Source organism: Sphingobium sp., from assembly GCF_041987595.1.
Taxonomy (GTDB): Bacteria; Pseudomonadota; Alphaproteobacteria; order Sphingomonadales; family Sphingomonadaceae; genus Sphingobium.
In genome coordinates, this window is record NZ_JBHIWJ010000060.1 from 1 (window position 1) to 24,987 (window position 24,987).

Sequence of the window (24,987 nt, forward strand, 5' to 3'; positions counted from 1 at the left end):
ATCGTCACCGGCATTCTCCTCTCCTCCGGCGAGGCGCGGGGCGAGGCGCCGGAAGTGACCAATGTGCGCGACTTCATCGACGGCATTGCGATGGAATGGCGCCGGGCCAATCCGGGCATGCCGCTGCGCTGCGATTTCGGACCGCACGACTATCCCCGCATCATCGCCGATCCGGTGATCCGGCAGGCGATCGGCAATCTGCTGGACAATGCGCGAGAGGCGGGCGCGACCTATATCGACCTGCTGGTGGGGCGCGACAGTTCGTCGCTCAACATCGCCGTGCGCGACAATGGCAGCGGCTTTTCCGAGACAATGCTGGAGGATTTCGGCAAGCCTTACCGCTCGAGCAAGGGCAAGGAAGGCCATGGCCTTGGCCTGTTTCTGGTCGTCAATGTCGTGCGCAAGCTGGGCGGCAGCGTGTCGGCCAGCAATGGCGCCGATGGCGGGGCGCTGATCCTGCTCCGCCTGCCGCTGGGCACGGTGGCGCTGGAAGAGGAGAAGCCCAATGAGCGATGAACGCCTGCTTGTGCTGGTCGAGGATGACGAAGCCTTCGCCAGAACGCTGAAGCGCTCTTTCGAGCGGCGGGGCTATGCCGTGCTGACGGCGGACAATCATGCGGCGCTGACGGCGTTGCTGAAAACACATCGGCCGACCCATGCGGTGGTGGACCTGAAACTTGGTCCGGAATCGGGGCTGGTCTGCGTGCAGACGCTCCACGCCCACGATCCCGCGATGCTGATCGTGGTGCTGACCGGCTTTGCCAGTATCGCGACGGCGGTCGACGCGATCAAGCTGGGCGCCTCCAACTATCTCGCCAAGCCGTCGAACACCGACGATATCGAGGCGGCCTTCGCGCGGTCGTCGGGCGACCCCTCCACGCCGCTTGCGCCACGCCCAACCTCGATCAAGACGCTGGAATGGGAACACATCCATGAGGTGCTGAAAGACAGCGACTTCAACATCTCCGAAGCGGCGCGCCGGCTGGGCATGCACCGGCGGACGCTTGCCCGGAAGCTGGCCAAGCGGCAGGTGGGATGAGGGTGTGGGGGGTGGAAGCGGCCTGGAACGGCTTGCGATCTGATTGCGTCCGATCAACCGCTCCAGTTTCTGGTCTTCACGCGATTTCTTGACGGGCGATCGTTTCCTTTCGCTTGGAAATCGCTCTAGCCCTGCATCTGATATTGTTTGAGCAGGTCGTAAAGCGTAGGCCGACTAATCCCCAGTATCTTCGCCGCGCCGGATATATTGCCGTCGGTTCGCGCAATCGCCCGCCTGATAGCTCGGCGATCGGCCATTTCCCGCGCTGCCTTGAGGTTGACGACGTCGCCCCCCTCTCCCCGGTCGCCGTCCAGATCGAGATCCGCGGCGGTGACATGCTTGCCGTCTGCCATGATGACGGCGCGCTTCACCCGGTTTTCGAGCTCGCGCACATTGCCCGGCCAGCCCCATGCGTCCAGCGCCGCCAGCGCATCGGGCGCGAGACCCTTGACCTGGGGGTTCATGTCCTTGGCGAAGCGGTTCAGGAAATGCCGCGCCAGCAGCGCCGGATCGCCGGGGCGGTCCTTGAGTGCGGGAATGGGCACCGTGATTTCGGCGAGGCGATAGTAAAGATCCTCGCGGAACGTGCCCGCCGCGATCATCGCTTCCAGATCCTGATGCGTCGCGCAGACGATCCGCGTGTCGACGGCGATGGGCTGGCGTCCGCCGATCCGCTCGATCACCCGTTCCTGAAGAAAGCGCAGCAGCTTCACCTGAAGCGCGAGCGGAATGTCCCCCACTTCGTCGAGAAACAGCGTTCCGCCCTGCGCCAGTTCGATCTTGCCGGGCGTTGTCTTGACGGCGCCGGTAAAGGCGCCCTTTTCATGTCCGAACAGTTCTGCTTCCAGCAGCGTTTCGGGAATTGCGGCGCAGTTGATCGCCACGAACGCCCCCTCGCGCCGGGGGCTGGCATCGTGCAGCCCCTGCGCCAGCAATTCCTTGCCGGTGCCGCTGGCGCCCAGCAACAGAACCGAAACGTCCGCACCCGCGACCCGCTCGATGGTGCGCGCGACCTTCATCATCTCCGGCGCGGCGGTAATCAGGCGTCCCAGAACCCGGCCGCTTTCCGGCGCGGTTTCGGCGAGCCGCACATTTTCCTTCTCCAGCGCATGGACATGGAAGGCGCGGCGAACGATCAGGCCCAGCTCATCAATGTCGACGGGCTTCTGATAGAAATCATAGGCACCGCCCGAAATGGCGCCCAGCGCACTCTCCCGCGCGCCATGGCCGGAGGCGACGATGACCTTCGTATCGGGCTTGATGCGCAAAATCTCGGCCAGCGTGGCAAAACCTTCGCTCGTGCCGTCGGGATCGGGCGGCAGGCCAAGGTCCAGCGTGACCACGTCCGGCGCCTGTTCGCGCAGCATCTCGATCGCTTCCTCGCGATCGCCGGCAATGAAGAGCTGATATTCCTCATAGGCCCAGCGCAATTGCCTCTGGAGGCCCGGATCATCCTCCACGATCAACAGTTTCGGTCGCGTGTCGCTCATCAGGCGGCCTTCCCCCTACTCAAATTTTCCTGCGCCAGCGGCAGGCGCAGGGTGAAACGGCTGCCGACCCCCGGCTGGCTTTCCACCTCGATCCGCCCGCCCATGGCCTGAGCAAGCGCGCGCGCTTCGAACGCACCGATGCCAAAACCGCCCGTCTTGCTGGACGAGAAAGGCTTGAACAGGTCGCGGCGGACAAATTCGGCGGTCATCCCCCGCCCCCGGTCTACCACCTCCAACAGCGCGCAGCCCTCGTCGGCGGAAAGCCGCAATTCGACCGGGCTGTCCGGCGCGCTGGCGTCTATGGCGTTCTGAAGCAGATGGATCAGGATCTGCTCGACCCTTGCCGGGTCGGCCAGCGCGAGCGGCGCAGCCCCCGAAAGGCGGATGGCATGCTGGCGCGCGCGCGATCGAACGACCTGCTCCGCTACCTCCCGCAACTCCATGGGGCGCGGATCTTCGGCCCTGCCCCTGTTGTGCTGCGACAGGCGGGCAAGCATATCATTCAGCTTGCCGACCGACTCCTTCAGGGTCAGCAGCATGTCGGCGCGGAAATCGGGATTGTCGGCATGCCGCTCCGCGTTGCGGGCCAGCAGGGAAAGCTGGCTGACCAGATTCTTGACGTCGTGAATGATGAAGGCGAAGCGGCGATTGAATTCCTCGAAGCGCTGCGCATCGTCCAGCGCCTGCTGTCCCTGGGCCTCGCTCAGATAGCTGGCGGCCTGCCGTCCGGCGGCGCGCAGCATGTCGAAATCCTCCCAGTCGAGCCGCCTGTCGATCGGCGGGCGCGCCAGCAGGATGGCGCCGATCAGGCGGCCGAAATGAATCAGCGGCACTAGCGACCATGCGCGTCGGTCGACGCTCATCCAGCCCGGCGCGGCAATCTCTCCCGCACCGCTGGGAGGGCGGTCAATGTCGATGATCCAGCCGCTTTGTTCGATCAGGGCGGCGAGCGGCGCGGGAACGACCGCGCCGGCGGGCAGCTCTCCGCTCCAGTTCCAGTGGGTTTCGAACGCCAGCGCCCCATCCTCGGCGCGCAGCATCAGGATGGCGGCGGGCGATTCGGTGATGTCGGCCACCGCCTTCGCCACGCGCTCGCCCAGCGGCAGGGCGTTGTCGCCCGGTCGTCCGCCAGCCTGACCAATCGTGTCGCCAAAACGCATCCATTCCGTGCGATAATCATAGCGGTGCTGGAAGAAATGCTTGGCGACCTGCACTTTCCAGAAGGCCTGCAACCGGCGCGAGGGCAACAGCACCAGCGCGCTGACGGCCATGAAGAAGACGCAGCCAATCTCGATCAGCCGGGCATAAGGCCCTGCCACCAGTTCCAAGAGCACCGCCGCTGTCGCCAGCACCACCACATAGAGGGCGGCCGCCGCCAGCGAGAGCGACTGAAGAGTCAGTGTGCGGGAAAGTTGCAGCCGCCCGGCCATGTCATTGCGGATTGCGACCGCGATGACCGGCGCCAGCAGCACCATCATCGGTCCGCGCAGAGCGTAAAGAATATTGGCGCGCTCCATGGCGAAATAGCCGATGGCGTAAAGGTTGAGGTCGTAGGTCCACATCGCCGCCAGCGCGCCCAGCAGCAGAGCAACCCTGCCGCGTTCCCGTGTGGGCCAGCTGATGTATAGATCATGGACCAGCATCAGGCTGCCGATCGCTGTCATCATGTGCAGGATCAGCGAGACATGGACGAGCGCGCGATGCAACTCGCTCATGACCGGCAATTGCCGCCAGATGAGGTCGGTGAAGGTCTGGAGCATGATGAGGCCGGCGACCGCCGCGTAGACCGCCCCGATCGCAACCAGCGACCCGGCACGGGCAGCCGGCCCGCGCCGCAGCATCACGAACAGCAACAGCAGCCAGGCGGCGTTGCGGATATTCTCGCCAATGCCGGTAAGCGGCCTTTCCACGCCGCCGAAGGAGACATAGAGCGACCAGCAGGAGGTCAGCAGGAGCGCCGCGGCGAGTAGAGGCTGTTCCGGCGCCTCATCGCGCCGGCGCAGGATGAAGATGCCGAGCGCCGCGAACAGCACGGCCGCCAGCGCATGCCCCCAATCACCGACAAATTGCAGCAGGACGCTCACAGCCCGGCGCTCATCTTGCGCCTTCGGGCCAGAGGATGACCCGAAGAGTCTGGAGGAGGATCAGCAGATCGAGAAAGGGCGTATAGTTTTTGGCGTAATAAAGATCATATTCCAACTTGTGCCGGCTATCTTCGATCGATGCGCCATAGGGATAGTTGATCTGCGCCCAGCCCGTGATGCCGGGCTTCACCATATGGCGTTCGGCATAATAGCGCAGATGCTGTTCCAGATCCTCGACGAACTGGCGCCGTTCGGGGCGCGGGCCGACGAAGCTCATCTCCCCTTTCAGCACCGTCCAGGTTTGGGGCAGTTCGTCGATCCTCAGCTTGCGCAGCCAATAGCCGAGGCGCGTGATGCGCGGATCATCCTTTTCTGCCCAGATCGCCTGTCCCGCGACTTCTGCATCCTGCCGCATCGTGCGCAGCTTCACGATCCAGAAATCCTCGCCGAACAGGCCGACACGCTGCTGACGGTAGAAAGCCGGGCCCTTGCTGTCGAGCTTCACCAGCAGTGCCGCGAGCAGGATGATGGGGCCTGTCAGCAACAGCAGAATGGAACTCGCGATGATATCAAACAGCCGCTTGGCAATGCTGGAAAGGCGTCGGCCCGCGGAAAAGCCGTCGGAGAAGATCAACCAGCTGGGATTGACGCTGTCGAGGTCGACGCGGCCGGTTTCGCGTTCGAGGAAGGTCGAAATTTCGTTCACATGAACGCCCGTGGTCTTGATGCGCAGCAGATCCCCCAGCGGCAATGCGTTGCGCCGCTCCTCGAGCGCCAGCACCACTTCGCTCGCGGCCAGCCGCACGACGAAATCGGCAAGATTGTAGATGGCGCTGCGATTTATGGCTTCCGGGATCACCTGCGCGCCGTCGTTCATAGCGATGTATCCGACGACCAGGAAACCGGATCCCTTGCGCTCCTCAATCTCCCGGATACGGTTGGCGCGATTGCCCGCGCCCAGCACCACCAGCCGCCGCTTGAACGCTTCGCCGCCCAGCATTGACCCCAGCAGCAGGCGGATCATCAGAAGCAGACCGATGGCAAGGCCCATGGCGTAAAGCGAGTTGGATCGCCAGAGCGTGATGTCCGGCAGCACGAAATGCATGACGGACAGGAACAGCACGCCCAGCGAAATCGCCACCAGCAGGCGCGCCAGCGCATAGCGGATCGATTGGAGCGCTTCGGTGCCGTAGACGCCGACCGCGATCATGGCAGTCTGAATCGCGATGCCGAAGCTCAGGAGCGGCCCAATGCGATTCATGACATGATCGACATCCATGCCGATCTGGCGGGCGCGCAGGATCCAGCCGCCTTCCGCTGCGCCTACCAGCAGCATGAAATCCAGCAGACCAAGCAGCAGCACCGCGTGCGGCACATAATGTTTGAACAATCTTATCATTCGTTGCGCTCACCCCGCTGTGCCCCGCGGGCAAGGACCGGACCAGCTTACAATCGCTGTAAGAAAATCCGACATTGCCCGGCACAATGCACGAGAATCGCAAAGAATTTCTGAACAGGTGAAAGGCGGAAGCACGAGATGGCAGGCGCCGGAGCGAACGCGCCTGCACGCACAAGCTTAATCGCGCTTGCGCAGCGTATCGGCGGCATTCCGAGCCGCGTCGCCCACCACATGGACTGCGCTGTCGGCGGAGTTGGCAGAATCGATCAGGGCGTCGGCCTGATTGTCGTTGCGATCCTTGGTCATGTAAAAAAAGCCGATCGCCAGGATCAGGGCGATGGCCACCAGAAGGAATATGACCAGACTGCCGCGCGGCCGGTCCACCGGGGGGTCCGGTTCCAACGGATCACGAACGGAAATGGGGGATTTCCCCCCGTCCTCCACCATTCTCCTTCTCCCGATCCTGACAAGCGGAATGGAGTCAGGACATTATCATGGATTATTCATCGTCGGAGTCGGTATCTTCCCTGATTTCGCGGCCGCGGCTCAGACGGTCGACATCGTCCATGATCTCATCAAGCACCGCTGCGTCGCTGCTGTCCTGACTGCGGCGCGAAGGCAGTTCGCCATTCTCCAGTATCTGCTCCAGCGCGGCACGCCCCCGCGCCACGCGGCTCTTGATCGTGCCGACCGCAACGCCGCATATTTCCGCCGCCTCTTCGTATGCAAAGCCGCCGGCGCCGACCAGAATCAGCGCCTCGCGCTGCGGCTGGGGAAGTTGAAGCAGCGCGCGCTGCATGTCCGAAAGTTCGACATGCTTGTCCTGCCCGGCGGGCGCCGCCAGCAGCCGATCCGCCGCCAGATCGTCCCAATCGCCGCGGAAACGCGACCGGCGCATCTGCGAGAGATAATGATTGCGCAGGATGATGAAGGTCCAGGCCCGCATGTTGGTGCCCGCCTGAAAACGACTGCGCGCCGCCCAGGCTTTCAGCAAGGTTTCCTGCACCAGATCGTCCGCGACGTCCCGGTTGCCCGATAACGACCGGCCAAAGGCGCGAAGATGGGGAATTACTGCCGCCAGTTCGCGCTTGAAGTCCGAGTCGGACAGGGTTTCGCGCTCCACATCGTGGCTCACGCCGTCGCTCATGGAAACAACCCCCTCATCGGCTGTCGTCCTCGCTGCATGAACCGAAGTCGTCAAAGCCATATGTGCGTCCGCATCCTAACCTTATTCTTGCAAAAGCGCCAATTGCCGCGGCGGTTCTTAATTGCCCCACAATATCACGATCATCGCAATAATGGCGAGGGTCAGCGAAATGCCCAGCATGTAGCGCACCACATGCGGGGTAGAGCCCGACCGAGCTTCTTCCGCCGGCATGTGCCGCTCCTCCTCCACTACCGGCCATCTCCCGATCGTTACGCATGAATAACGCGAGTCGCGGTTGGGGGTTCCCCATTTTCCGGCGTAATTTTCGAAAGCTAACCTGCGTCCGGCCCCCAATGATCAGGCCGGAGCCGTCGCCTCATCAAAGAATAGGGCCTGCGAAATCGCAGCCTTCACGGTGGAACGCTGGAACGGCTTGGTGATGAGGAAGGTCGGCTCCGGCCGCTCGCCCGTCAGCAGCCGTTCCGGGAAGGCTGTGATGAAAATCACCAGCACGGAGAATTCGGCAAGAATGTCCTTCACCGCATCGATGCCGCTCGAATCATCGGCCAGCTGAATATCGGCCAGCACCAGGCCCGGCCGTTCCGCCAGGGCTTCGCGGACGGCATCCTCGCGGGTAACGGCGATCGCGGTGACTTCATGGCCCAGGTCGCGGACGATGGTTTCAATGTCCATGGCGATGATCGGCTCGTCCTCGATGATAAGCACCTTGGCGCGGGTCTGAGCCTCGATCTCGCTCAATGCCTCCTTCACCAGCGCTTCGACGTCATCGCTGTCGAGACCGATCAGATACCCGACATCGTCGACGGTGAAGCCCTCCAGCGCGGTCAGCAGCAGGGCCTGGCGCGGCAGCGGGGTCAGCCGGGCGAGCCGGGCCTGGGCGACGGCTTCCTGACCATCGGCGCCCGGCAGCACCGGCACATCCTCCAGATGCGAGGACGACCAGATCGCGTGAAAGGTCTTGTAAAGGCCAAGGCGCGGGTCGACGGTCGCAGGAAACTCCTCCGGCGCCGCCACGATCGCTTCCAGCGTTGCGCGGACATAGGCGTCGCCGTGCGCCTGGCTGCCTGTCAGTGCGCGGGCATAACGGCGCAGGAAAGGAAGATGGGGGTGCAGTTGCTGACCAAGCGACATCTGTAAAATTTCTCCCAGCCCAATGGGCGTCTTGTTCCGAAACATTCGCCGGTCGACAAGGATGGATGGACGATGCCGATGTGGCAAGCCCCCTTCCCCCTTCAGAATGAGCGAGTGGCCCAATCCCCGCCGCAAGGGCAAAAAATGCTTCGGACAAGGGAACCATCAAGCGGAGGATTTGTTTCACTGGCGTTTGGTTTTTTCGAAAATCTTTGGATTTTTATGTTCTCATTCCTCTGACGTCGAATTGACGTCATCGGGGAAAGCCGCAAGAAGAGCAGGCTGACGTAGATGGTGATGGCTTCAGAGGGGCGTGTTTTGGTTGCTTCAACGACGGAACGGGATGTGACGGGAGGGGACAGGAAAGATGTCGGCGCCAGCACTCCGGGTTCGGGCGTGAAGGGCGGTGCCGCCCGCAAGAAACGCGCGCCCAAGGATGATGGCCAGGTGGCCAATGCCCTGCGGTCCGTCTATCAGCGGGCCGTGGATGAGGATATTCCCCCCGAAATGCTCGACCTGCTCAGCAAACTGGACTGACGCCCCCGCCTTTGCCGGCGGCCATGGAACAGGATCGGGAAGAAGGATATGACGCTTCGTCGCCACAGCAGCGTCGGCCCGGCTTGCCAAACGCCACGGTTCCTGAAAGATGCGATGGTCAATCATCAGCGTCGGGTAAATGGTCTCCAGTCCTGAATCGGCGGTCCCGCAGGACCCTGCCTCGTCGGCACCCTCTTTCATGCGAAGACTGAACGCCGTTATCCAGTCCACCGGCGTCAAGATGTTCCTGATCCTGACACTGGCGCTGCTGCCGCTGGGCCTGATCGCGCTGGTCGCGTCCCTGCAGGCTATCCGCACGACGGACCTGGAAAAGGAAGCGCTGCTGCGGGTCGCGGTCACGCAAAGCGCGCGCAAACTGTCGGCCGATCTTGCTTCCGACCGGATGGCGTTGATGCTGACCGCCAACACCTTCGCCGCCACCGGACCTGACGCCAGCATGTGCGAGCGGCTGGCGGTCTTTCTTTCCTCGCACGATCGCGGCGGCGGGCGCTATTATATCTATGATCGCGGCGGGCGGCGCCTGTGCGGTGCGTCGGCCCCCGAACCGGAAGGTGTGCCGCCGGCACAGCGTTTTGCAAGAGAGAGCGCGCAACTGTTGCCACGATCGCAATATCTCGTCAGCCGCGCGGTCAGCAACGATGGCCGGGTGGTCGCGCTCGCTTATTATTCGCGCGCGCTGCTGGAAGCGATCACCAGCCCGGCAGGCGCTCTGCAAAACCGCCAGATCACGCTGCACCAGGGGGGCAGACAACTGCTCATCACCCGCCCCGCAGCCCTGTCGGGCGGACGCAGCACCGCCCTGTCCGCCAGGCTCGACCCCGCCGGCATCACCCTCACCATGATTCTGCGCGATCCGCCGGTAACGCTCGCACGGATGCTCTCGCTATTCCTGCCGCTGGTCATGTGGTTCGCGGCGGCGGCGATCGGCTGGTTCGTGGTTAACCGCCTGCTTATCCGGCCGCTGGTGCTGCTGCGCCGAACGGTCGCGGCCTATCAGCCGGGCGAAGTGCTGGAACCCATGCGCCGCATCCGCACGCCCGCGCAGGAAATCGTCGCGCTCGGCAACACCTTCCGGGAGATCAGCGAGGACGTCGCCACCCATGAGGCGGAAATGGCAGAAGGGCTGGAGACACAGCGCAAGCTGACCCGCGAGGTTCACCATCGGGTCAAGAACAACCTTCAGATCATCGCCAGCCTCATCAACCTGCATGCGCGGTCGGCGCATGATGCCGAAGCGGTGGAGGCCTACGCGACCATCCAGCGGCGGGTCGATGCGCTTTCGGTTGTGCACCGCAACCATTATGCGGAGCTGGAGGAAAATCACGGGGTCGGCGTGCGGTCGCTGATCAGCGAATTGTCGGCCAGCCTGCGCGGCACCGCACCGGCCGAAGCGCGCCGCTTCGGCATCCAGATAGAGAGCGACAATCTGCATATCAGTCAGGATGTGGCGGTGCCGGTCGCTTTTCTGCTGACCGAGCTGGTGGAACTGGCCATGCTGTCCGACCCGCGCACGGCGATGCGCATCGCCGTCCAGCTTGAGGAAGGACGGCATGAACGGGCGATCCTGCACATCGCCTCGCCTGCCTTGCGCGGATCGCCGGAGATGACCGGACGACTGGAGGAACGCTATGGGCGGGTCCTGACCGGCCTATCCCGCCAGCTGCGGGCGCCGCTCGAGCATGACCCGGAAACCGGCGATTACGCCATTGCGATCACCGTTCTGCCCTGATCGCCTGGCCTGATTGGCCTTGACCGTCAGGCCCGCCTGTAATCCCGACGGAAATGGGCGGCAAAGCCGGCAAACCGTCCGGCTGCTATGGCATCGCGGATCGCCTGCATCAGCGACTGGTAGAAATGGATGTTATGCTGGGTCATCAGCATCGCGCCCAGCATTTCCCCGGCCTTCACCAGATGATGCAGATAGGCGCGGCTCCAGGTCGAGCAGACCGGGCAATCGCAGCGCGGATCGAGCGGCCCCATATCCTCGGCGAAGCGCGCATTGCGGATGTTGAGCGGCCCGGCCCAGGTGAAGGCCTGCCCATTGCGCCCGCTGCGCGTGGGCAGGACGCAGTCGAACATGTCGATGCCGCGCTCGACCGCGCCGACGATATCGTCGGGCTTGCCCACGCCCATCAGATAGCGCGGCTTGTCCGCCGGCAGCATGTCGGGCGCGAAATCCAGCGTAGCGAACATCGCCTCCTGCCCCTCGCCCACCGCAAGACCGCCAACCGCATAGCCGTCAAAGCCGATGTCGATCAGCTTTTCGGCCGAAATCCGCCGCAGTCCTTCGTCGAGCGATCCCTGCTGGATGCCGAACAGAGCCGCCCGCTGCGCATGCTCGCCGCCAGCGTCGAAGCCGTCGCGCGAGCGCTTCGCCCAGCGCATGGAACGCTCCATCGACTTCGCCGCCTCATCATGGGTGCAGCCATTTTTGGTGCATTCATCGAAGGCCATGACGATATCGCTGTCCAGCAACCGCTGGATTTCCATCGACCGCTCCGGCGTCAGCATATGCTTCGACCCGTCAATATGGCTGGAGAAGGCGACCCCCTCCTCGCTCATCTTCGTAAGGGCACTAAGGCTCATCACCTGATAGCCGCCGCTGTCGGTCAGGATCGGCCGGTCCCAACCCATGAAGCCGTGGAGTCCGCCCAGCCGCGCCATGCGTTCGGCGCCCGGTCGGAGCATCAGATGATAGGTATTGCCAAGGATGATGTCGGCGCCTGTCGCGCGCACCTCGGCCGGGCGCATCGCCTTCACCGTGGCGGCGGTACCCACCGGCATGAAGGCGGGCGTTCGAATGTCGCCCCGGCGCATCTGGATGGTGCCGGTGCGGGCCTTGCCGTCAGTCGCGGCGATCGAAAAGGAAAAGCGGGGATGGTTCACATCGCGCGCTCTAGAGCGATTTCACCTCGGATGGAACATCTGACCGTGGGCAAATCGCGCAAAAGCAGAGCGCAGGGTCAACCCTCCCGGCGCAGCCCGTCAAAGGCTACGACGGCATCAATGTCGAAGCCCTCGACCCGTCGGTAAGAGCCGACGAAGCAAAGACAATCGGCGGACAGGCTGAGTTGCCAGGACTCGCCTTGGTCGTCGTGCAGCAGCAGGGTCACAAGCTGTCTATCGGTTCGGGGCGTGTTCATGAGCCCGGTCATAATTAATAAAGGTTAACAAAGGCCTGCCAAGGATTCTGGTTAATTTCAGGAAGGTGGATTTTGTGATATTAATACAACATTAACCATTAAAACGGCCATTTTTGGGCGCCATCTGCGCAACAGTGCGTAACAAAAATGGTTAACCCCAAGATGTTCGGCATTGGGACGGTTGCATCTGGTCCGCAACACTGTTTTCCTCATGCTCAGTTGCAGTTTGGGGACTGATATGATTGATTCCGGGCGATTTAATTCGGCGAGAGAGCAGATGGACGATCTGACTCCGGCGTATCTGACGCCCGAGGAAGATGGTACGCTGCCTGTTCCTTCGCCCCTTTCCGCCGCTACGGAAAGCGTCACTCCCGCGCTGGAAATCGGCAAGTCGACCCTCTTCGATCTGGGCCAGATCGATGTCAGCTGGGACGAACCGGCAGGCACACTTTGGGCTTTCATGACACCTGCGAATCGGCCCAATTACAGCATGGCGATGCTGCGTGACATTCGCCTGTGGCAGACCGAAACGCAGCGTCTGTTCGAAGACGGCGCACTGCCGCTCAAATATATGGTGCTCGGCTCCCGCTTTCCGGGCGTGTTCAATCTCGGCGGTGACCTGGAACTGTTCGCGGGCTGCATCGAGCGCGGCGACCTGCCCGCCCTCGTCAAATATGGCCATGCCTGCATCGATGTCGTCCATCGGGCCTGGCGCAATGCCGATATTCCGGTGGTGTCGGTCGCGTTGGCGCAGGGCGATGCGCTGGGCGGCGGCTTTGAAGCGCTGCTGTGCTTCGACATCGTGGTTGCGGAGCGCAGCGCCCGCTTCGGTCTGCCGGAAATGCTTTTCGGCCTGTTCCCCGGCATGGGAGCCTATTCGATCCTCGCCCGCAAGTTGGGCCACCGCATGGCGGAACGCATGATCCTGTCAGGCAAGGTCTATACCGCCGAGGAAATGTATGACATGGGCGTGGTCACGATCCTGGCCGAAGATGGCGAGGGCGAACAGGCCGTGCGCGATTATATCGGCGAGAATCAGAAGCGCCATGCCGGCCATGTCGGCGTTTTCGAGGCTGGCCGCCGGGTCGATCCGCTGGAATATGCGGAGCTGAAGGACATTGTGGAGCATTGGGCCGCGACCGCACTCAAGCTCGACCCCAAGGATGTCCGGATGATGCGGCGCCTGGCATCGGCTCAGACCCGCTTGCATAAATAGCGGGCGGGCGATGCGCAGGTTGGCGCGGCGCGGCATCTTTCCGTTTCGTCCGCTCAGGCGCGACGGCGATCCTGTAACAGCGCCACGCTGTCCCCCGCCTTGCGGCGCATGGTCTCCATCATGTCCAGCAGCGCTTCCGCAGGCATCGGACGGCTGAGCACGAAACCCTGAACGTTGGTGAAGCCCATGTCACGGGCGTAGCGCAGCTGCTCCTCCGTCTCGATCCCCTCGGCCACCGTCTCTACGTCCAACGCATGGGCGAGATAGGCGACCGACTGTGCGATGGCGCGATAGCGGCCGTTATCCTCCACCCCGCGCATGAAGCTCTGGTCGACCTTGATCGTGTCGAAGGCATAGTCGCGCAGATAGCCGAGCGAGGAATAGCCCGTCCCGAAATCGTCCAGCGCCAGTCGCAGGCCGATGCGTTGCAGGTCGGACAGGATCAGGTTGGTCCGCCCGCTATCCTCCAGAAAGATCGATTCGGTGACCTCCAGCTCCAGCCGGCGCGCCTTCAGTCCCGATTGCATCAGCGCGGAAATGACCGCGCGAGGCAACCCATCGCTTTTGATCAGAACGGGCGAGATGTTGACTGCGACGCGGACATGTTCGTCCCACTCCATCGCGTCCTGACAGGCCCGCTGCAGCGCCCAGGCAGTGATCGGCTCGATCAGCGAGCAGCTTTCGGCAATGGGAATGAACTCGGCGGGCGAAATGCGGCCCAACGTGGGATGATCCCAGCGCATCAGCGCCTCGCAACTGGCGATCTTGCCCGTCGTGGTATCGAAAATCGGCTGATAATGGAGCATGAGCTCGCCATTGGCCATGGCGCCGCGCAGGCCCATTTCCAGATCATAGGTCCGGTTCTGCCGCTCCTTCATCGACCAGGCGAAGCGGGCATGGCGGTTCCGCCCGGCATGTTTCGCCTGATAGAGCGCCATGTCGGCATGCTGGAGCAGTTCTTCGCTGTCGCGGCCATCCTCCGGCGCCACGGCAATGCCCATGGAGGCAGTCACGGTCAGATGATAGCCGCTGACCTCGAAATCATGGCCGAACTCGCCCATCACATCGCCCGCAATCTGTTCGGCGATGGCCGGGTCTGCGCCGGGGCAGATCAGGATGAATTCGTCGCCGCCGAAACGGGCCACATACCCCCGCCCGTCCAGCGCATGCGATAGGCGTTCGGCGACCCCGCAAAGCAGCTGGTCGCCAATGATGTGCCCCAGAGAATCGTTGATTTCTTTGAAGCGGTCGAGATCCATCCAGAACACTGCCATCGGTTCCTGATCGGATCTTCGGCCGTCGAACAGGTCGCGCAGGCGCATCTGCATCGCCATGCGGTTTTCAACGCCGGTCAGGCTGTCGAAGCGTGCCAGCCGCTCGAACTTCTTGGCGAGCTGCGATTTCTCATATTTGCCCTGCAGCGCTTCCACCACGATCCGGTGGGTGGTTTTCGTGATTTCTGCCATGGCGAAGATCATCAGGAACAGCATCGTCGCAAGCACGGCGTAGCCAAGGCCGCCCGCCATCACGAGGCCAAGACAGGTGGGCAGCAGCGCAAAACATGTCTGGCCGATGGCGATATGCACCCGTCCCGCGTTGCGCCCGGCAATGCCACCCGAATAAGCGGCGACAAGGCAGACGCTCAGCGTATGAATGGACGTATCCTGGGTCAGCAGCAGCGTGGCGAACGCCAATATGCCCAGCAGCGCGGCATAGCCCCACGCCCCCAACTCATAGGCCAGACCCCAGATCGGCCGGGTCGGTGCATGCTGGTGGGCAAGTTGCCGCTGGAAATAGACAGCGGAGACCGAGCGGCTGAGGCCGACCAGGCCGATCAGGATGACGATCGCGGTGATGGCTGATCTTTGCGCATGCCAGGCGACCACCGCACCCAGCGAACCACCCGCTACCGCACCGATCATCAGCGATGCCGGGGATGCGTACAGCGATTTGACAAGATTCGCCTGCACTTCAGCACTCTGCTGAGTGTCTGGCGCAAAGCGCGCGCGCAAGGTGGCGATCAAGTTTCGGCTATGGCGTGGCACGTCCTCTCCACCATTGGCGAAACATGATTTCCATTTGGTAAATCACCGCCGCGCAAAGACATCCGAAATGAGACGGTCGTTACGGAATCAATCACAAATTCGTTCGGACGTTCATTCGACGGCGGGAAAGACTTGCTTTCCCGACCGGCCGCAGGACAATGCAGCCATGGTGACATGCCATCCCCTCCACCGTCCGGTCTGGAATGCCCTGAACAGCGGCTGGTCCTCGCTGGCGCAGGGCAACGCGTGCGCGTTGCGGATCGACCCGCGCTTTGGCCCCTTCGCCGCTGCCGCCGACGACAGCATGGAGGCGCAGGCTGCGCTGGGAACATTGGTACCCGAAGGCGGCGAGGCGTGGCTGGTTGAGCCGGCACCTATCATGACGCCGCCCGGCACGCGGATGCTGCGGGAAGCGATGCTGGTGCAGATGGTGGCGGAGCAGATTGCCGGGGACGCCCCGCCGATCGCCCCCCTGCTATTGACCGACGATGATGCGGCAGAGATGCGGGCGCTGGCGCTGATGACCAAACCGGGGCCGTTTCTGCCCCTCACCCACCGATTGGGACGGTTTATAGGGATCAGGGATCAGGGCAAGCTGGTCGCCATGGCGGGCGAGCGGATGCGCGTGCCCGGCTTTGCCGAGGTGAGCGGGGTCTGCACGCACCCCGACCATCGGGGCAAGGGCTATGCCAAGGCGCTGATGCAGATCGTCGCGCGGGCCATGCTTGAGCGCGGAGAAACGCCCTTTCTCCATGCCTATGCGGCGCATGAGGCGACAGTCGCGCTCTATGAGACGCTGGGCTTTCATGTGCGGGCGAGAATGCACATGATGGTGATCGCCAAGGACTGATTGGGACCGTTCAGCGGTTTGCGATCCGATTGCATCAGATCAACCGCTCTAATTTCTGGCATTAGCGCGACTTCTTGACCAGCGATCGATTCCGTTTGTCTGGAAAATCGCGCTAACGGGCGAGGGTATCGTTGGGATCGATCGACCTGATCGCACCGGAAGATGCCGGACTGTCCGCCGTGCCGGCAATGTCCGAGGAGGCCGAGACGGCGGAGGGAAGCCTGATCTCCTGATCGACATAGACGTCGAATTTCGTGCCCGCGGGCACCTTGACGTCCTTGCCGCGGATCAGGATCGCCAGCGGCAGGAAAACGATGCCCGCGCCGACCGCGCCCAGAGTGCCGGACCTGCCCTTTACGTCCCGCTGACCCCGAAGAGGGATGGCGAACTGGCCCGTTTTCAGACTGGTGACCTGAATGTCCAGCTTGCCAGACCGGCCCAAGAGGCCATTATCACGGGCGCGGGTGATTTCGCCCACTGCCGGGGTTCCGGCCGCTATCACTGTAACGCCGCCGATGGTCACGGGTCGGGCGACAGCCAGTTCCACCCTGTCGCCCTTGCGTGCGGTCTTGGATGAGATATCCGCGCGCGTCTCCAGCGGGATCGCCATGCCTTCCGGAAGGATGACCGACTGCGCGGAGACGGGTGCCGTGTGCACGAGCGAGAGAGCCGTGGCTGTCATCGCCAATGCTCTTGTCCAGCGCTTGCACAATGCGGTGATCGTCATGGGCGCATCCCTTCCACCGGATGTCAGCACGCAATTTACGCCTTGTCACCGTGGGGCGTCAATGAACGGGTGCGGGGAGAATTTGGCCAATCCAAGCGATTCCTTCTTCCTTCGAAGAAGAAGGACAACCAGTCCTGGCGACGAAGGAGCCTGAGCAGAGCTGGATGAGGGGGAGCGAACCGGCAACCCGCGCTTTACCCTGGATCGCACCCCCATCACCCGGCACAGAATAAGGCCGGTGGATCGCTCCACCGGCCTTTCTCGTTATCGCTTGACCGAGGACATGTCCCTCTGCCGCGATCGAACCGCGGGCAGGCCAAAGCCCACCCGCTTCGATCGCTTTAGAAGTCCATGCCGCCCATGCCGCCCATGCCGCCCGGCATGCCAGCCGGAGCAGCCTTGTCGTCGGGCAGTTCGGCGATGGTGGCTTCGGTGGTGATCAGCAGGCCAGCCACCGAAGCAGCGTCCTGCAGGGCAGCGCGGACGACCTTGGTCGGGTCGATGACGCCAGCGGCAACCAGATTCTCGTAAGTGTCGGTCGCAGCGTTGAAGCCCTTGGTCTCGTCATTTTCGCGCAGCAGGTTGCCGGCGACGACGGCGCCGTCGACGCCCGCGTTCGTGGCGATCTGGCGCAGCGGCGCTTCGATGGCCTTGCGGATGATGTCGATGCCGCGGGTCTGGTCGTCGTTAGCGCCCTTGAGGTCCTTCAACGCCTTGGTCGCGTAAAGAAGCGCCGTGCCGCCACCGGGGACGATGCCTTCTTCCACAGCAGCGCGGGTCGCGTGCAGCGCGTCGTCGACGCGGTCCTTGCGCTCCTTGACTTCCACTTCGGTCGCGCCGCCGACCTTGATGACGGCCACGCCGCCAGCCAGCTTGGCCAGACGCTCCTGCAGCTTTTCACGGTCATAGTCGGACGTGGTCGTCTCGATCTGGGCGCGGATCTGCTCGGTGCGGCCCTTGATCGAGTCGGCGTCACCGGCGCCATCGACGATGGTGGTGTTGTCCTTGTCGATGGTGACGCGCTTGGCGGTGCCGAGCATGCCGAGGGTCACGTTTTCGAGCTTGATGCCCAGATCTTCCGAGATCACTTCGCCCTTGGTCAGGACGGCGATGTCTTCCAGCATGGCCTTGCGACGGTCGCCGAAGCCCGGTGCCTTGACCGCAGCAACCTTCAGGCCGCCACGCAGCTTGTTGACGACCAGGGTCGCCAGCGCTTCGCCTTCGATATCCTCAGCGATGATGAGGAGCGGACGGCCCGACTGAACCACGGCTTCGAGGATCGGCAGGATCGACTGCAGATTCGACAGCTTCTTTTCGTGGATCAGGATGTAGGGGTCAGCCAGTTCGACCTGCATCTTTTCCGGGTTGGTGATGAAGTAGGGCGAGAGGTAGCCGCGGTCGAACTGCATGCCTTCCACGACGTCCAGTTCGAAATCGAGGCCCTTGGCTTCCTCGACGGTGATCACGCCTTCCTTGCCGACGCGGTCCATGGCTTCGGCGATCTTTTCGCCGACTTCACGGTCGCCATTGGCCGAGATGATGCCGACCTGGGCGACTTCGTTCGAACCGGCGACCGGCTTCGAGCGGGCCTTGATGTCCTCGACGACCTTGGTGACGGCGAGGTCGATGCCGCGCTTCAGGTCCATCGGGTTCATGCCGGCGGCGACCGACTTCATGCCTTCGCGAACGATCGCCTGAGCCAGAACGGTCGCGGTGGTGGTGCCGTCACCGGCGATGTCGTTGGTCTTCGAAGCGACTTCGCGGACCATCTGGGCGCCCATATTCTCGAACTTGTCCTTCAGTTCGATTTCCTTGGCGACCGAAACACCGTCCTTGGTGATGCGGGGCGCGCCGAAGCTCTTGTCGATGACGACGTTGCGGCCCTTGGGGCCCAGGGTCACCTTGACCGCGTCGGCCAGAATGTCGACGCCGCGCAGGATGCGCTCACGAGCGTCACGCGAAAACTTTACGTCCTTCGCTGCCATGATCTTTTACCTCTCTAGAGAATTGCAAATCTTGCGAAGTTCACACCGTTCAAAGTGTCGGAAATCCGCGAAAAACTGGAATGGTCCTCTGGTCCGCCGCTTTACGCGACGACGCCCAGAATGTCCGATTCCTTCATGATCAGCAGGTCTTCACCGTCGACCTTGACTTCGGTGCCCGACCACTTGCCGAACAGAACGCGATCGCCAGCCTTTACGTCCAGCGGGGTCACCTTGCCGTCTTCGGCCTTGATGCCGGTGCCGACGGCGACGATCTCGCCTTCCTGCGGCTTTTCCTTGGCGGTGTCGGGGATGATGATGCCGCCGGCAGTCTTCTCTTCCGCCTCTACGCGGCGAACGAGAACGCGGTCATGCAACGGACGAAATGCCATGTTGTGTGCCTTTCCCTCTTACGACGTTGAATGGGATCGGGATGGACCGCCTGTACAGCGAATCCGGCTCCCTCTCCCTAAGAACCTGAGCCTGTTAGCACTCCCCAAGAGAGAGTGCCAGCGCCGTTTCATATGGACGGGCGGCAGGACCGATCAAGAGGTGGCGGAATTTTTTTTTGCGCGCCGCAGGAAAATCCGGAAGACGCCGTTTCCGCCCGCAGGTCAGGGTTTGAGCTGGCTCATCAACCCAAGGGTCGATGAATAATAATCGCCGTCGGGACCGCTGAACAGCGCATTGCGGCCGAGCAACCGGCCCGCAATCGCGGTTCCGCCCCTTGAAAGGGCATAGGGCGCGGTCTCGCCGGTCACGACATTGACCCATGCCGGGATCGGTTTCCCCGCACGGCTGAGCGACGACCAGTAGCGCGCAATGGGATCGCATGCGTTGCGCCGTCCGCTCATGAGGCAATAGAGCGGAATGCGTATGCCCTCGAAGCCGAAAACCGGGTCGCGCCCTTCCGCCGGTTCGACCTGCCTGTCCCCCTTGATGTCGAGCCAGTCGGCCGGCAGGTTTGACGGTCCAAAGCGGGCCGCCTTCAATATCCGGAGTCCATCGTCCCGGACCGGAACCCATGAACGGGCGTCCAGCATCGCAAAGGCATCGATGGCGGGCCAGACATAATAGGAAAGGTTGAGTACGACCTTGTCCTTTTTGTCGAACCCGGCCAGGCCCGGCAGCAGCAGGGTGAATCCCTGCTTCCGCACGATCAGCCTTTGCGCGATCGCATCCCGAATGGCGGCCGATCGCTTCAGATAATCAGGCACGGCCCAGCGCCGTCCCGCCATCAGCAACGCCCATCCGATCAACAGATCGCCATCCGTCGCATTATTGGGATCGGCAACCGGATTGGCCTGCCCCGCGCTATAGCGCCAGCTATGCAGGGCCACATCCCTGCGCAACAGGGTCTGATCGGTCCATCGCGCCATGGCGTCAAACGCGACGCGGTCGCCCGCGGCCTGCGCCAGCAGCATGCCGTAACCCTGCCCTTCGCTGTGGCTGACGCCGCCATTGCCGGTGTCGACGATCCGACCTTCGGGAAGCAGGAAGCGCGCCGTGTAAGCGCGCCACAGGGAAGGATCGAGCGTCATCCCATCGGCCGCGGATCGGGCGCGCGCACAACCGGTCGTCAGGGCAAAGGCAAGGGCAGCGAGAAGCGCGCGCCGCTCAAATTCCATGACGCAATTCGATGCCGCCACTTTCCGCGCGCAGGATGGCGGTGCTGAGCCGTTCGCCACTGCCCAACTGTCGGAACCAGCTGTCATAGGCGCCCTGCAGGATGAAGGGCGCCGCCTTGGCCCACAGGTCTTCGCCGTCCCCCTCCAGCTTCGCGGGCAGACCATGATGGAAGATGTCGATCCCCTCATCGTCCAGTTCGAAGCGGACATTGCCCATGCCCAGCATCTGCCAGACCATGTTGCTGTGCTGGATGAGCCTGTCCATGGCCTTCGCCTGACCGACCGGATAGCTGTCCGCCAGCCTTTTGCCGACCGCCAGGAAAAAACCCTGCATCTGGTCCGCCTTCGCGGCTGAGGCGATTTCGCCCAGCATCACGCTGAGCAGTCGCGCAAAGGGGTCGTTTCCGGTCGAGAACATGACGGCATCCTGTTCGCCGGGAACGGGAAAATCCTTGGTGAACAGCATCAATGGCCTCCAATGCTCTGCTTGAGTCCGATCAGGGTCTTGAATTCCTTATATTCACCGAAAGTGTTGATATTCAGTTCCCCGCCAAGCCGCGTATTCGGGCTGACCTGATAGGAAATCGAGCCAGCCGCAGACAGGCCGAAGCCGGTCTTGCTGATACTGTCATATCGGGCGCGGACGTCGCTGTTCTGGGACTTGAGATAGTCCAGAACGGCCTGCGCGCCCGCTTCGGTCGGATAGACCGCTTCGCCCTGCTGGTCATAACTCTGATAGCCGGGCGCGACGCTGGCCTGAACGGTCATCGGCCCGCTGCTGGTCCAGTAGCGGACGGGGAAATTCACGCTCAGGAAACTTTGCGGACTGAAATAGCCGCCATGGCCATAGGTGAAGTAATTCTGGTTATTGTCGTAATTCTGATAATTGACGTTGAACCCGACAGACAGGTTCGAACGGGCATCCTGCCAGGCGCGCAGATAGCCGCCGGCGTTGATTTCGATGCTCTCATTATCGCGAACGGCAGTGCCGTCATAATGATAATAGGAGGCGTCGGCATAGACGCCATTGCCGGCCTTGTCATAGGACAGGGACAGGCCGCCGCCGCTCTTCATCACCGCGCCCCAGAAAGCGCCCGAGCGCGGATCATCCGTCCCGGCGTAGGAAATGATGCTGTCGGTGACCGGCTTGCGATCGGCCCAGATCCGCGCCGATGCATTGGTCGACAGACGCGGCGTCAGTTCGATCTTGCCCGTCACATGCTCTTTGGGGAAGCCGAGCGGCGTCGTGCCCGCCTCCAGCTTCAGGAGATTGCTGACATAGCTGGCGGTGATGGCGACGCCGCTTTCATGCTGGGTTTCGGCGCTGGTCAGTTGCGACGGCAGCTCATCGACAATGCCCTGTGCTTCCGGCGTCGCATTGGTGCCGAAGCGGGCCAGGCCCGATCCGGTCGGACGGCCCGAATCCAGCACCACCGCGCTCGCCTTCACGCCGACGCGCCCGCCCGCTACATTGGTGGAAAGCTGGGCGCTGCCGGTCATTTCGCGCAGCTTGCTGAGGCCCGTCTCGCCCGAACGGGAGCGGTAGCCGGTGTCGACATCGACGCGCGGGCCGGATTCGTTGGCGGCATCCTGCAACTGCCGATCGATCTGCGCCAGCACCGGGTCCGCCGGAACGCCGGCCGCGCTGCCAGACGGATAGCCATAAGGCTGCATGGGCATGGCATCCGGCGTGCCCGGCATGGCGCTGGCCTGCGCGCCTGACTGATAGGCGGGCGCGGCGGTCGTGCCGGGCATGGCGTATCCGGTCGCCTGAACGGGTTGCTGCGACGCGAAGCTCATGGGCGGCGCATAGGGCGCGGAAATGGCCGCAGCATTGCCGCTCAGCGCGAAGGGGTTGACCGGCTGGGGCGCCGCCATGGCCCGAAAGGGATTGGCGGATTGCGGCGCCGCCGCAAAGGGATTGCCGTTGGGCATCACCGACCCTGGCGTCATCCCGGATTCGCGCATGTAGAGTGTTTTGGCGGTCTTCAGATAACGAGACGCTTCGCTGTCGTTGCCCTTCGAACGCGCCATCCGGGCGGCGGCCATATAGACCCGATAGTCCCCCGGATACGCCTGGATCGCCTGCTGCGTCACGGCCCGCGCCATGTCATGGTCACCTGCGGCGGAGGCCGTGTCGATCAGGCCGACCATGGCGTCCCGATCGCCGGGCTTTTGCGCCAGCAGCATGCGGAACGTCTGCGCCGCCTGCGCATTAAGCCCGCCCGACTGGTAAAGCCGCGCAAGGGCCGAAAGGATTTCCGCATTGCCCGGCGCATCGTTCCACGCCGCCTGCAACATGTCGAAGGCCGGGGCGAACTGTCCCGCCTGTCGCATCCGGTCCGCCTGCGAAGCAGCCAGCGCCGCCCGCAAATTGCCAAGGTCGCGCTGCCCCTGAAGGGAAGGCCCGGCAAGCGTCGAGGCTTTTTGCACCGCGTTCATCGCCATTCCGTCCTGACCGGTCTGTGCCAGCACGCGCACGACCGCATCATAGGCGCCGGGATCGGTGGCGGGAGCGTCCAGCGCCTGCATGGCAAGCTGGCTCGCGCCGCGGGCGTCGCCCAGATCCAGCATGGCCTGCGCCAGCGCGCCCATGCGGTCGGCAGAGAGGCCACGCACTTCCGATGCCTGCCGCAGCATCGCCAGCCCCTGCCCCTGCGCACCGCGCGCCGCCGCGGCCTTCGCCTGAACGACCGTGGCCGCAACGCCGAGGCTGGTGATGAAATTGCGCATTTCCGCCGTGCGTTGCCCTTCGGGAATACGCGCAGCAACGGCCTGCGCGTCGCCGGTGCGGCCCGCACGGTCGAGGATCAGCGCGGCGGCATAAAGCGGCTCCGCCTTGTCCGAATAGGCAAGCTGGCGGACCAGCGCATCCTGTTCGGCAACCCGGCCCTGCTGCTGAAGCAGCCCGGCCAGGTCATAGGCGACCCAGGGATCGTTGGGCGAACCGCCCATGGCGGCGCGCAGCAACTGTTCTGCACGGGCGGTATCCCCCGCATCCAGCGCCGCCCGCGCTTCATTGCGGGTCGCATTCGCCTGCGCCGCAACGGCGCTGCCGCCATCCTTGCCCAGCTGGCGATAGAGTTCCGCCGCTTCGCCATAGCGGCCCTGCCGCTCGTAGACGCTGGCGAGGACCGACACCGCCGGCCCCCTGTCGCGAAAACCGGACTGTGTGAGCGCGGACGCCAGACGTTCCGCCTGCGCCAGATCGCCCTTGCCAAGCGCGGTGCGGGCAGCATCCAGATCGGCGTAGAAACGCGCCGACGCCAGCGCTTCGGCCCATTTTCCGGCGCCCCCCGATCGCGACGCCCGGCTCAACAGATCGCGGGCCTGCGCGAATTGCGACTGGCGCAACCGCACGATGCCCATGCCGCCCAGCGCGTCGCCGTCATTGGCATTGACCGACAGCGCGGTGCGGAAACGCGCCGCCGCAGTGTCGAGCTGCCCGGCCTCCAGCGCGCGAAACCCGGCCGCCCTCGCATCACCGCCCCGGTCGGTGCGGGTCGTCCGTGCAGGTGCCGTCCTGGGTTCCGGAGCCGCCGCGCGCGCGGGCTGCGCTTTGGCAGGCTGGGGCTGGGGCTGCGGCCGGGGTTGCGGCTGAAGCTGCGTCTTCGGCGCGGAACCGGTGAGGCCGCGCTTCGCCTCCGCATTGGAAGGGTCTATCGCAAGCACCCGATTATAGGCCTGGCGCGCCAGATCGCCGCGTCCCTTGGACTGCCAGTAGCGCGCCTGCTTGAGCAACGGCGCCACTCCCGCCACCTCGGCCCGCACGGCGACAGGCGCCATCGCGACCGCCAGCAGGGTGGAACGGTCGCTGCGCTCGAAGCCGCGCAGTCCCAGCCGCGCCTCGATCTCGGCCCGGTGCTCGCGAAGCGTCGTCTCCCGGCCGGCATAGTCGGCGAAGATGCCGGGCTCGCAGCCGAGTTGACCGGCGAGGACCTGCAGCAGCGCCGGCGACGGTGTCTCGCCGGGCTCCAGGGGGCGTCCGGGGTGGCGCAGGTAGCAGAGCTGCACGGCGAAGCCGAGCCGGTTGGAGGCGCGCCGCCGCCGCGCCGTCTCGGCGAGGTCGTCCGGCCCCAGGGTATAGAGACGCTCGACCGTCGGTCGGTCGTCGGGCGGGTCGAAGAGAACCGCCCGCTGTGCGGGTGAGAGGAGGGTGCGCATCGCGACGGTGGCCGGCTCCGATGCTCGTCACGAAACCTGGGCACGAACCGTTCGCGGAGCGTAGACAGGGGAACGCGTTGAGTGACAGTATCTCGTTCGGTTGGACGGCGGCGAGCCGCCTGTCACGCAAACGAGCGTATTTGTGACGACCCTGATCGGCTACGCGCGCGTGTCGAAGGCCGACGGCAGCCAGGTGCAGGGTTTCGCCTGCGAGGCGCTGGCGACCGCCGATGCCGCCGACATCTCGCACCACGGCAGCTGGCGCGCCTACATGGCGTCGCTGCGGCCGGCCTGACCCGGAGAATCCGATGGAAGAATCCCAAGTCATCCAGTACGTGCAGGCGGCAGCCGTGGCCGTCGGCC

General features: G+C 63.7%; 22 protein-coding genes. 7 read left to right on the forward strand and 15 right to left on the reverse strand.

Going from position 1 to position 24,987, the window contains the following annotated elements; all coding sequences use genetic code 11:
* Nucleotides 1–516 (forward strand): ATP-binding protein (locus tag ACFC3J_RS14835; RefSeq protein ID WP_375196904.1); only part of this gene is annotated, 516 nt, incomplete at its 5' end.
* Entirely contained in the window at nt 506–1,039 is a 534-nt protein-coding gene (locus tag ACFC3J_RS14840; RefSeq protein WP_375196905.1) for a response regulator transcription factor, read from the forward strand. The genes ACFC3J_RS14835 and ACFC3J_RS14840, both read left to right, overlap by 11 nt.
* Nucleotides 1,040–1,164: 125 nt before the next feature.
* On the opposite strand, the gene prsR is transcribed toward ACFC3J_RS14840, so the two are convergent.
* The 6 genes from prsR to ACFC3J_RS14870 all read right to left on the reverse strand — a co-directional run bounded on the left by prsR (nt 1,165) and on the right by ACFC3J_RS14870 (nt 8,311).
* Nucleotides 1,165–2,529 (reverse strand): PEP-CTERM-box response regulator transcription factor, encoded by a 1,365-nt coding sequence (gene prsR / locus ACFC3J_RS14845; protein ID WP_375196906.1) that lies wholly within the window; start codon nt 2,527–2,529, stop codon nt 1,165–1,167.
* Nucleotides 2,529–4,613: an XrtA/PEP-CTERM system histidine kinase PrsK gene (prsK, locus tag ACFC3J_RS14850; protein WP_375196907.1), complete on the reverse strand. Its 2,085-nt coding sequence runs from the start codon at nt 4,611–4,613 to the stop codon at nt 2,529–2,531. The genes prsR and prsK overlap by 1 nt, the downstream gene beginning before the upstream one ends.
* A 10-nt stretch (nt 4,614–4,623) precedes the next feature.
* Entirely contained in the window at nt 4,624–6,012 is a 1,389-nt protein-coding gene (locus ACFC3J_RS14855; protein WP_375196908.1) for a TIGR03013 family XrtA/PEP-CTERM system glycosyltransferase, read from the reverse strand.
* A gap of 177 nt (nt 6,013–6,189) precedes the next feature.
* The gene (locus tag ACFC3J_RS14860) at nt 6,190–6,459 is read right to left on the reverse strand and encodes a hypothetical protein (protein ID WP_375196909.1); all 270 of its coding nucleotides are present in this window, start codon (nt 6,457–6,459) and stop codon (nt 6,190–6,192) included.
* 52 nt (nt 6,460–6,511) lie between these two features.
* Nucleotides 6,512–7,159, reverse strand: a complete 648-nt coding sequence (locus ACFC3J_RS14865; RefSeq protein WP_375196910.1) for a sigma-70 family RNA polymerase sigma factor — start codon at nt 7,157–7,159, stop codon at nt 6,512–6,514.
* Nucleotides 7,160–7,516: 357 nt separating this feature from the next.
* Complete coding sequence (locus ACFC3J_RS14870) at nt 7,517–8,311, reverse strand: response regulator (protein WP_375196911.1); 795 nt, start codon at nt 8,309–8,311, stop codon at nt 7,517–7,519.
* Between the two features lie 318 nt (nt 8,312–8,629).
* Between ACFC3J_RS14870 and ACFC3J_RS14875 the strand changes: the two genes are divergently transcribed.
* Together ACFC3J_RS14875 and ACFC3J_RS14880 are read left to right on the forward strand one after the other, a co-directional pair.
* Nucleotides 8,630–8,848 (forward strand): NepR family anti-sigma factor, encoded by a 219-nt coding sequence (locus ACFC3J_RS14875; RefSeq protein ID WP_375196912.1) that lies wholly within the window; start codon nt 8,630–8,632, stop codon nt 8,846–8,848.
* 199 nt (nt 8,849–9,047) lie between these two features.
* A complete protein-coding gene (locus ACFC3J_RS14880; RefSeq protein WP_375196913.1) occupies nt 9,048–10,598 on the forward strand; it encodes a sensor histidine kinase in 1,551 nt (516 codons plus the stop codon).
* A 26-nt stretch (nt 10,599–10,624) separates the two neighbouring features.
* On the opposite strand, the gene tgt is transcribed toward ACFC3J_RS14880, so the two are convergent.
* Together tgt and ACFC3J_RS14890 are read right to left on the reverse strand one after the other, a co-directional pair.
* Entirely contained in the window at nt 10,625–11,755 is a 1,131-nt protein-coding gene (gene tgt / locus ACFC3J_RS14885; protein ID WP_375196914.1) for a tRNA guanosine(34) transglycosylase Tgt, read from the reverse strand.
* 77 nt (nt 11,756–11,832) lie between these two features.
* The gene (locus tag ACFC3J_RS14890; RefSeq protein ID WP_375196915.1) at nt 11,833–12,012 is read right to left on the reverse strand and encodes a hypothetical protein; all 180 of its coding nucleotides are present in this window, start codon (nt 12,010–12,012) and stop codon (nt 11,833–11,835) included.
* Between the two features lie 277 nt (nt 12,013–12,289).
* On the opposite strand from ACFC3J_RS14890, the gene ACFC3J_RS14895 reads away from it, so the two are divergent.
* Nucleotides 12,290–13,228 carry a crotonase/enoyl-CoA hydratase family protein gene (locus ACFC3J_RS14895; RefSeq protein ID WP_375196916.1) on the forward strand — a complete coding sequence of 313 codons (939 nt, stop codon included), beginning with the start codon at nt 12,290–12,292 and terminating at the stop codon, nt 13,226–13,228.
* A 53-nt stretch (nt 13,229–13,281) separates the two neighbouring features.
* Here the strand turns inward: ACFC3J_RS14895 and ACFC3J_RS14900 are convergent, their stop codons facing one another.
* Nucleotides 13,282–15,150, reverse strand: a complete 1,869-nt coding sequence (locus tag ACFC3J_RS14900) for a putative bifunctional diguanylate cyclase/phosphodiesterase (protein WP_375196917.1) — start codon at nt 15,148–15,150, stop codon at nt 13,282–13,284.
* Between the two features lie 289 nt (nt 15,151–15,439).
* Here ACFC3J_RS14900 and ACFC3J_RS14905 point away from each other — a divergent pair, with 289 nt between their 5' ends.
* Nucleotides 15,440–16,123, forward strand: coding sequence for a GNAT family N-acetyltransferase (locus ACFC3J_RS14905; RefSeq protein ID WP_375196918.1), 684 nt, complete (start codon nt 15,440–15,442; stop codon nt 16,121–16,123).
* A 112-nt stretch (nt 16,124–16,235) separates the two neighbouring features.
* On the opposite strand, the gene ACFC3J_RS14910 is transcribed toward ACFC3J_RS14905, so the two are convergent.
* From ACFC3J_RS14910 to ACFC3J_RS14935, 6 genes are all read right to left on the reverse strand, one after another.
* The gene (locus ACFC3J_RS14910; protein ID WP_375196919.1) at nt 16,236–16,850 is read right to left on the reverse strand and encodes a hypothetical protein; all 615 of its coding nucleotides are present in this window, start codon (nt 16,848–16,850) and stop codon (nt 16,236–16,238) included.
* Nucleotides 16,851–17,191: 341 nt separating this feature from the next.
* Nucleotides 17,192–18,835, reverse strand: a complete 1,644-nt coding sequence (gene groL / locus ACFC3J_RS14915; protein WP_375196920.1) for a chaperonin GroEL — start codon at nt 18,833–18,835, stop codon at nt 17,192–17,194.
* A 101-nt stretch (nt 18,836–18,936) separates the two neighbouring features.
* Nucleotides 18,937–19,224, reverse strand: coding sequence for a co-chaperone GroES (gene groES / locus ACFC3J_RS14920; RefSeq protein WP_066558920.1), 288 nt, complete (start codon nt 19,222–19,224; stop codon nt 18,937–18,939).
* A 222-nt stretch (nt 19,225–19,446) separates the two neighbouring features.
* Nucleotides 19,447–20,460: a glycosyl hydrolase family 8 gene (locus tag ACFC3J_RS14925; RefSeq protein ID WP_375196921.1), complete on the reverse strand. Its 1,014-nt coding sequence runs from the start codon at nt 20,458–20,460 to the stop codon at nt 19,447–19,449.
* A complete protein-coding gene (gene bcsD, locus ACFC3J_RS14930; protein WP_375196922.1) occupies nt 20,450–20,926 on the reverse strand; it encodes a cellulose biosynthesis protein BcsD in 477 nt (158 codons plus the stop codon). Before bcsD ends, ACFC3J_RS14925 begins: the two co-directional genes overlap by 11 nt.
* Nucleotides 20,926–24,624, reverse strand: a complete 3,699-nt coding sequence (locus tag ACFC3J_RS14935) for a cellulose synthase subunit BcsC-related outer membrane protein (protein ID WP_375196923.1) — start codon at nt 24,622–24,624, stop codon at nt 20,926–20,928. The genes bcsD and ACFC3J_RS14935 overlap by 1 nt, the downstream gene beginning before the upstream one ends.
* Nucleotides 24,625–24,766: 142 nt before the next feature.
* Between ACFC3J_RS14935 and ACFC3J_RS14940 the strand changes: the two genes are divergently transcribed.
* On the forward strand, nt 24,767–24,919 hold the full coding sequence (locus ACFC3J_RS14940) for a hypothetical protein (RefSeq protein ID WP_375196924.1): 153 nt from the start codon (nt 24,767–24,769) through the stop codon (nt 24,917–24,919).
* The last annotated feature ends 68 nt before the right edge of the window (nt 24,920–24,987 follow it).

Bases quoted from the DNA above. Each gene is read 5' to 3' on its own strand.
- ACFC3J_RS14840 (WP_375196905.1), top strand. From the start codon at position 506: ATGAGCGATGAACGCCTGCTTGTGCTGGTCGAGGATGACGAAGCCTTC.
- prsR (WP_375196906.1), bottom strand. From the start codon at position 2,529: ATGAGCGACACGCGACCGAAACTGTTGATCGTGGAGGATGATCCGGGC.
- ACFC3J_RS14855 (WP_375196908.1), bottom strand. From the start codon at position 6,012: ATGATAAGATTGTTCAAACATTATGTGCCGCACGCGGTGCTGCTGCTT.
- ACFC3J_RS14860 (WP_375196909.1), bottom strand. From the start codon at position 6,459: ATGGTGGAGGACGGGGGGAAATCCCCCATTTCCGTTCGTGATCCGTTG.
- ACFC3J_RS14865 (WP_375196910.1), bottom strand. From the start codon at position 7,159: ATGAGCGACGGCGTGAGCCACGATGTGGAGCGCGAAACCCTGTCCGAC.
- ACFC3J_RS14870 (WP_375196911.1), bottom strand. From the start codon at position 8,311: ATGTCGCTTGGTCAGCAACTGCACCCCCATCTTCCTTTCCTGCGCCGT.
- ACFC3J_RS14880 (WP_375196913.1), top strand. From the start codon at position 9,048: ATGCGAAGACTGAACGCCGTTATCCAGTCCACCGGCGTCAAGATGTTC.
- ACFC3J_RS14890 (WP_375196915.1), bottom strand. From the start codon at position 12,012: ATGAACACGCCCCGAACCGATAGACAGCTTGTGACCCTGCTGCTGCAC.
- ACFC3J_RS14895 (WP_375196916.1), top strand. From the start codon at position 12,290: ATGGACGATCTGACTCCGGCGTATCTGACGCCCGAGGAAGATGGTACG.
- ACFC3J_RS14900 (WP_375196917.1), bottom strand. From the start codon at position 15,150: ATGATCGGTGCGGTAGCGGGTGGTTCGCTGGGTGCGGTGGTCGCCTGG.
- ACFC3J_RS14905 (WP_375196918.1), top strand. From the start codon at position 15,440: ATGGTGACATGCCATCCCCTCCACCGTCCGGTCTGGAATGCCCTGAAC.
- ACFC3J_RS14910 (WP_375196919.1), bottom strand. From the start codon at position 16,850: ATGACGATCACCGCATTGTGCAAGCGCTGGACAAGAGCATTGGCGATG.
- groL (WP_375196920.1), bottom strand. From the start codon at position 18,835: ATGGCAGCGAAGGACGTAAAGTTTTCGCGTGACGCTCGTGAGCGCATC.
- groES (WP_066558920.1), bottom strand. From the start codon at position 19,224: ATGGCATTTCGTCCGTTGCATGACCGCGTTCTCGTTCGCCGCGTAGAG.
- ACFC3J_RS14925 (WP_375196921.1), bottom strand. From the start codon at position 20,460: ATGGAATTTGAGCGGCGCGCGCTTCTCGCTGCCCTTGCCTTTGCCCTG.
- bcsD (WP_375196922.1), bottom strand. From the start codon at position 20,926: ATGCTGTTCACCAAGGATTTTCCCGTTCCCGGCGAACAGGATGCCGTC.
- ACFC3J_RS14935 (WP_375196923.1), bottom strand. From the start codon at position 24,624: ATGCGCACCCTCCTCTCACCCGCACAGCGGGCGGTTCTCTTCGACCCG.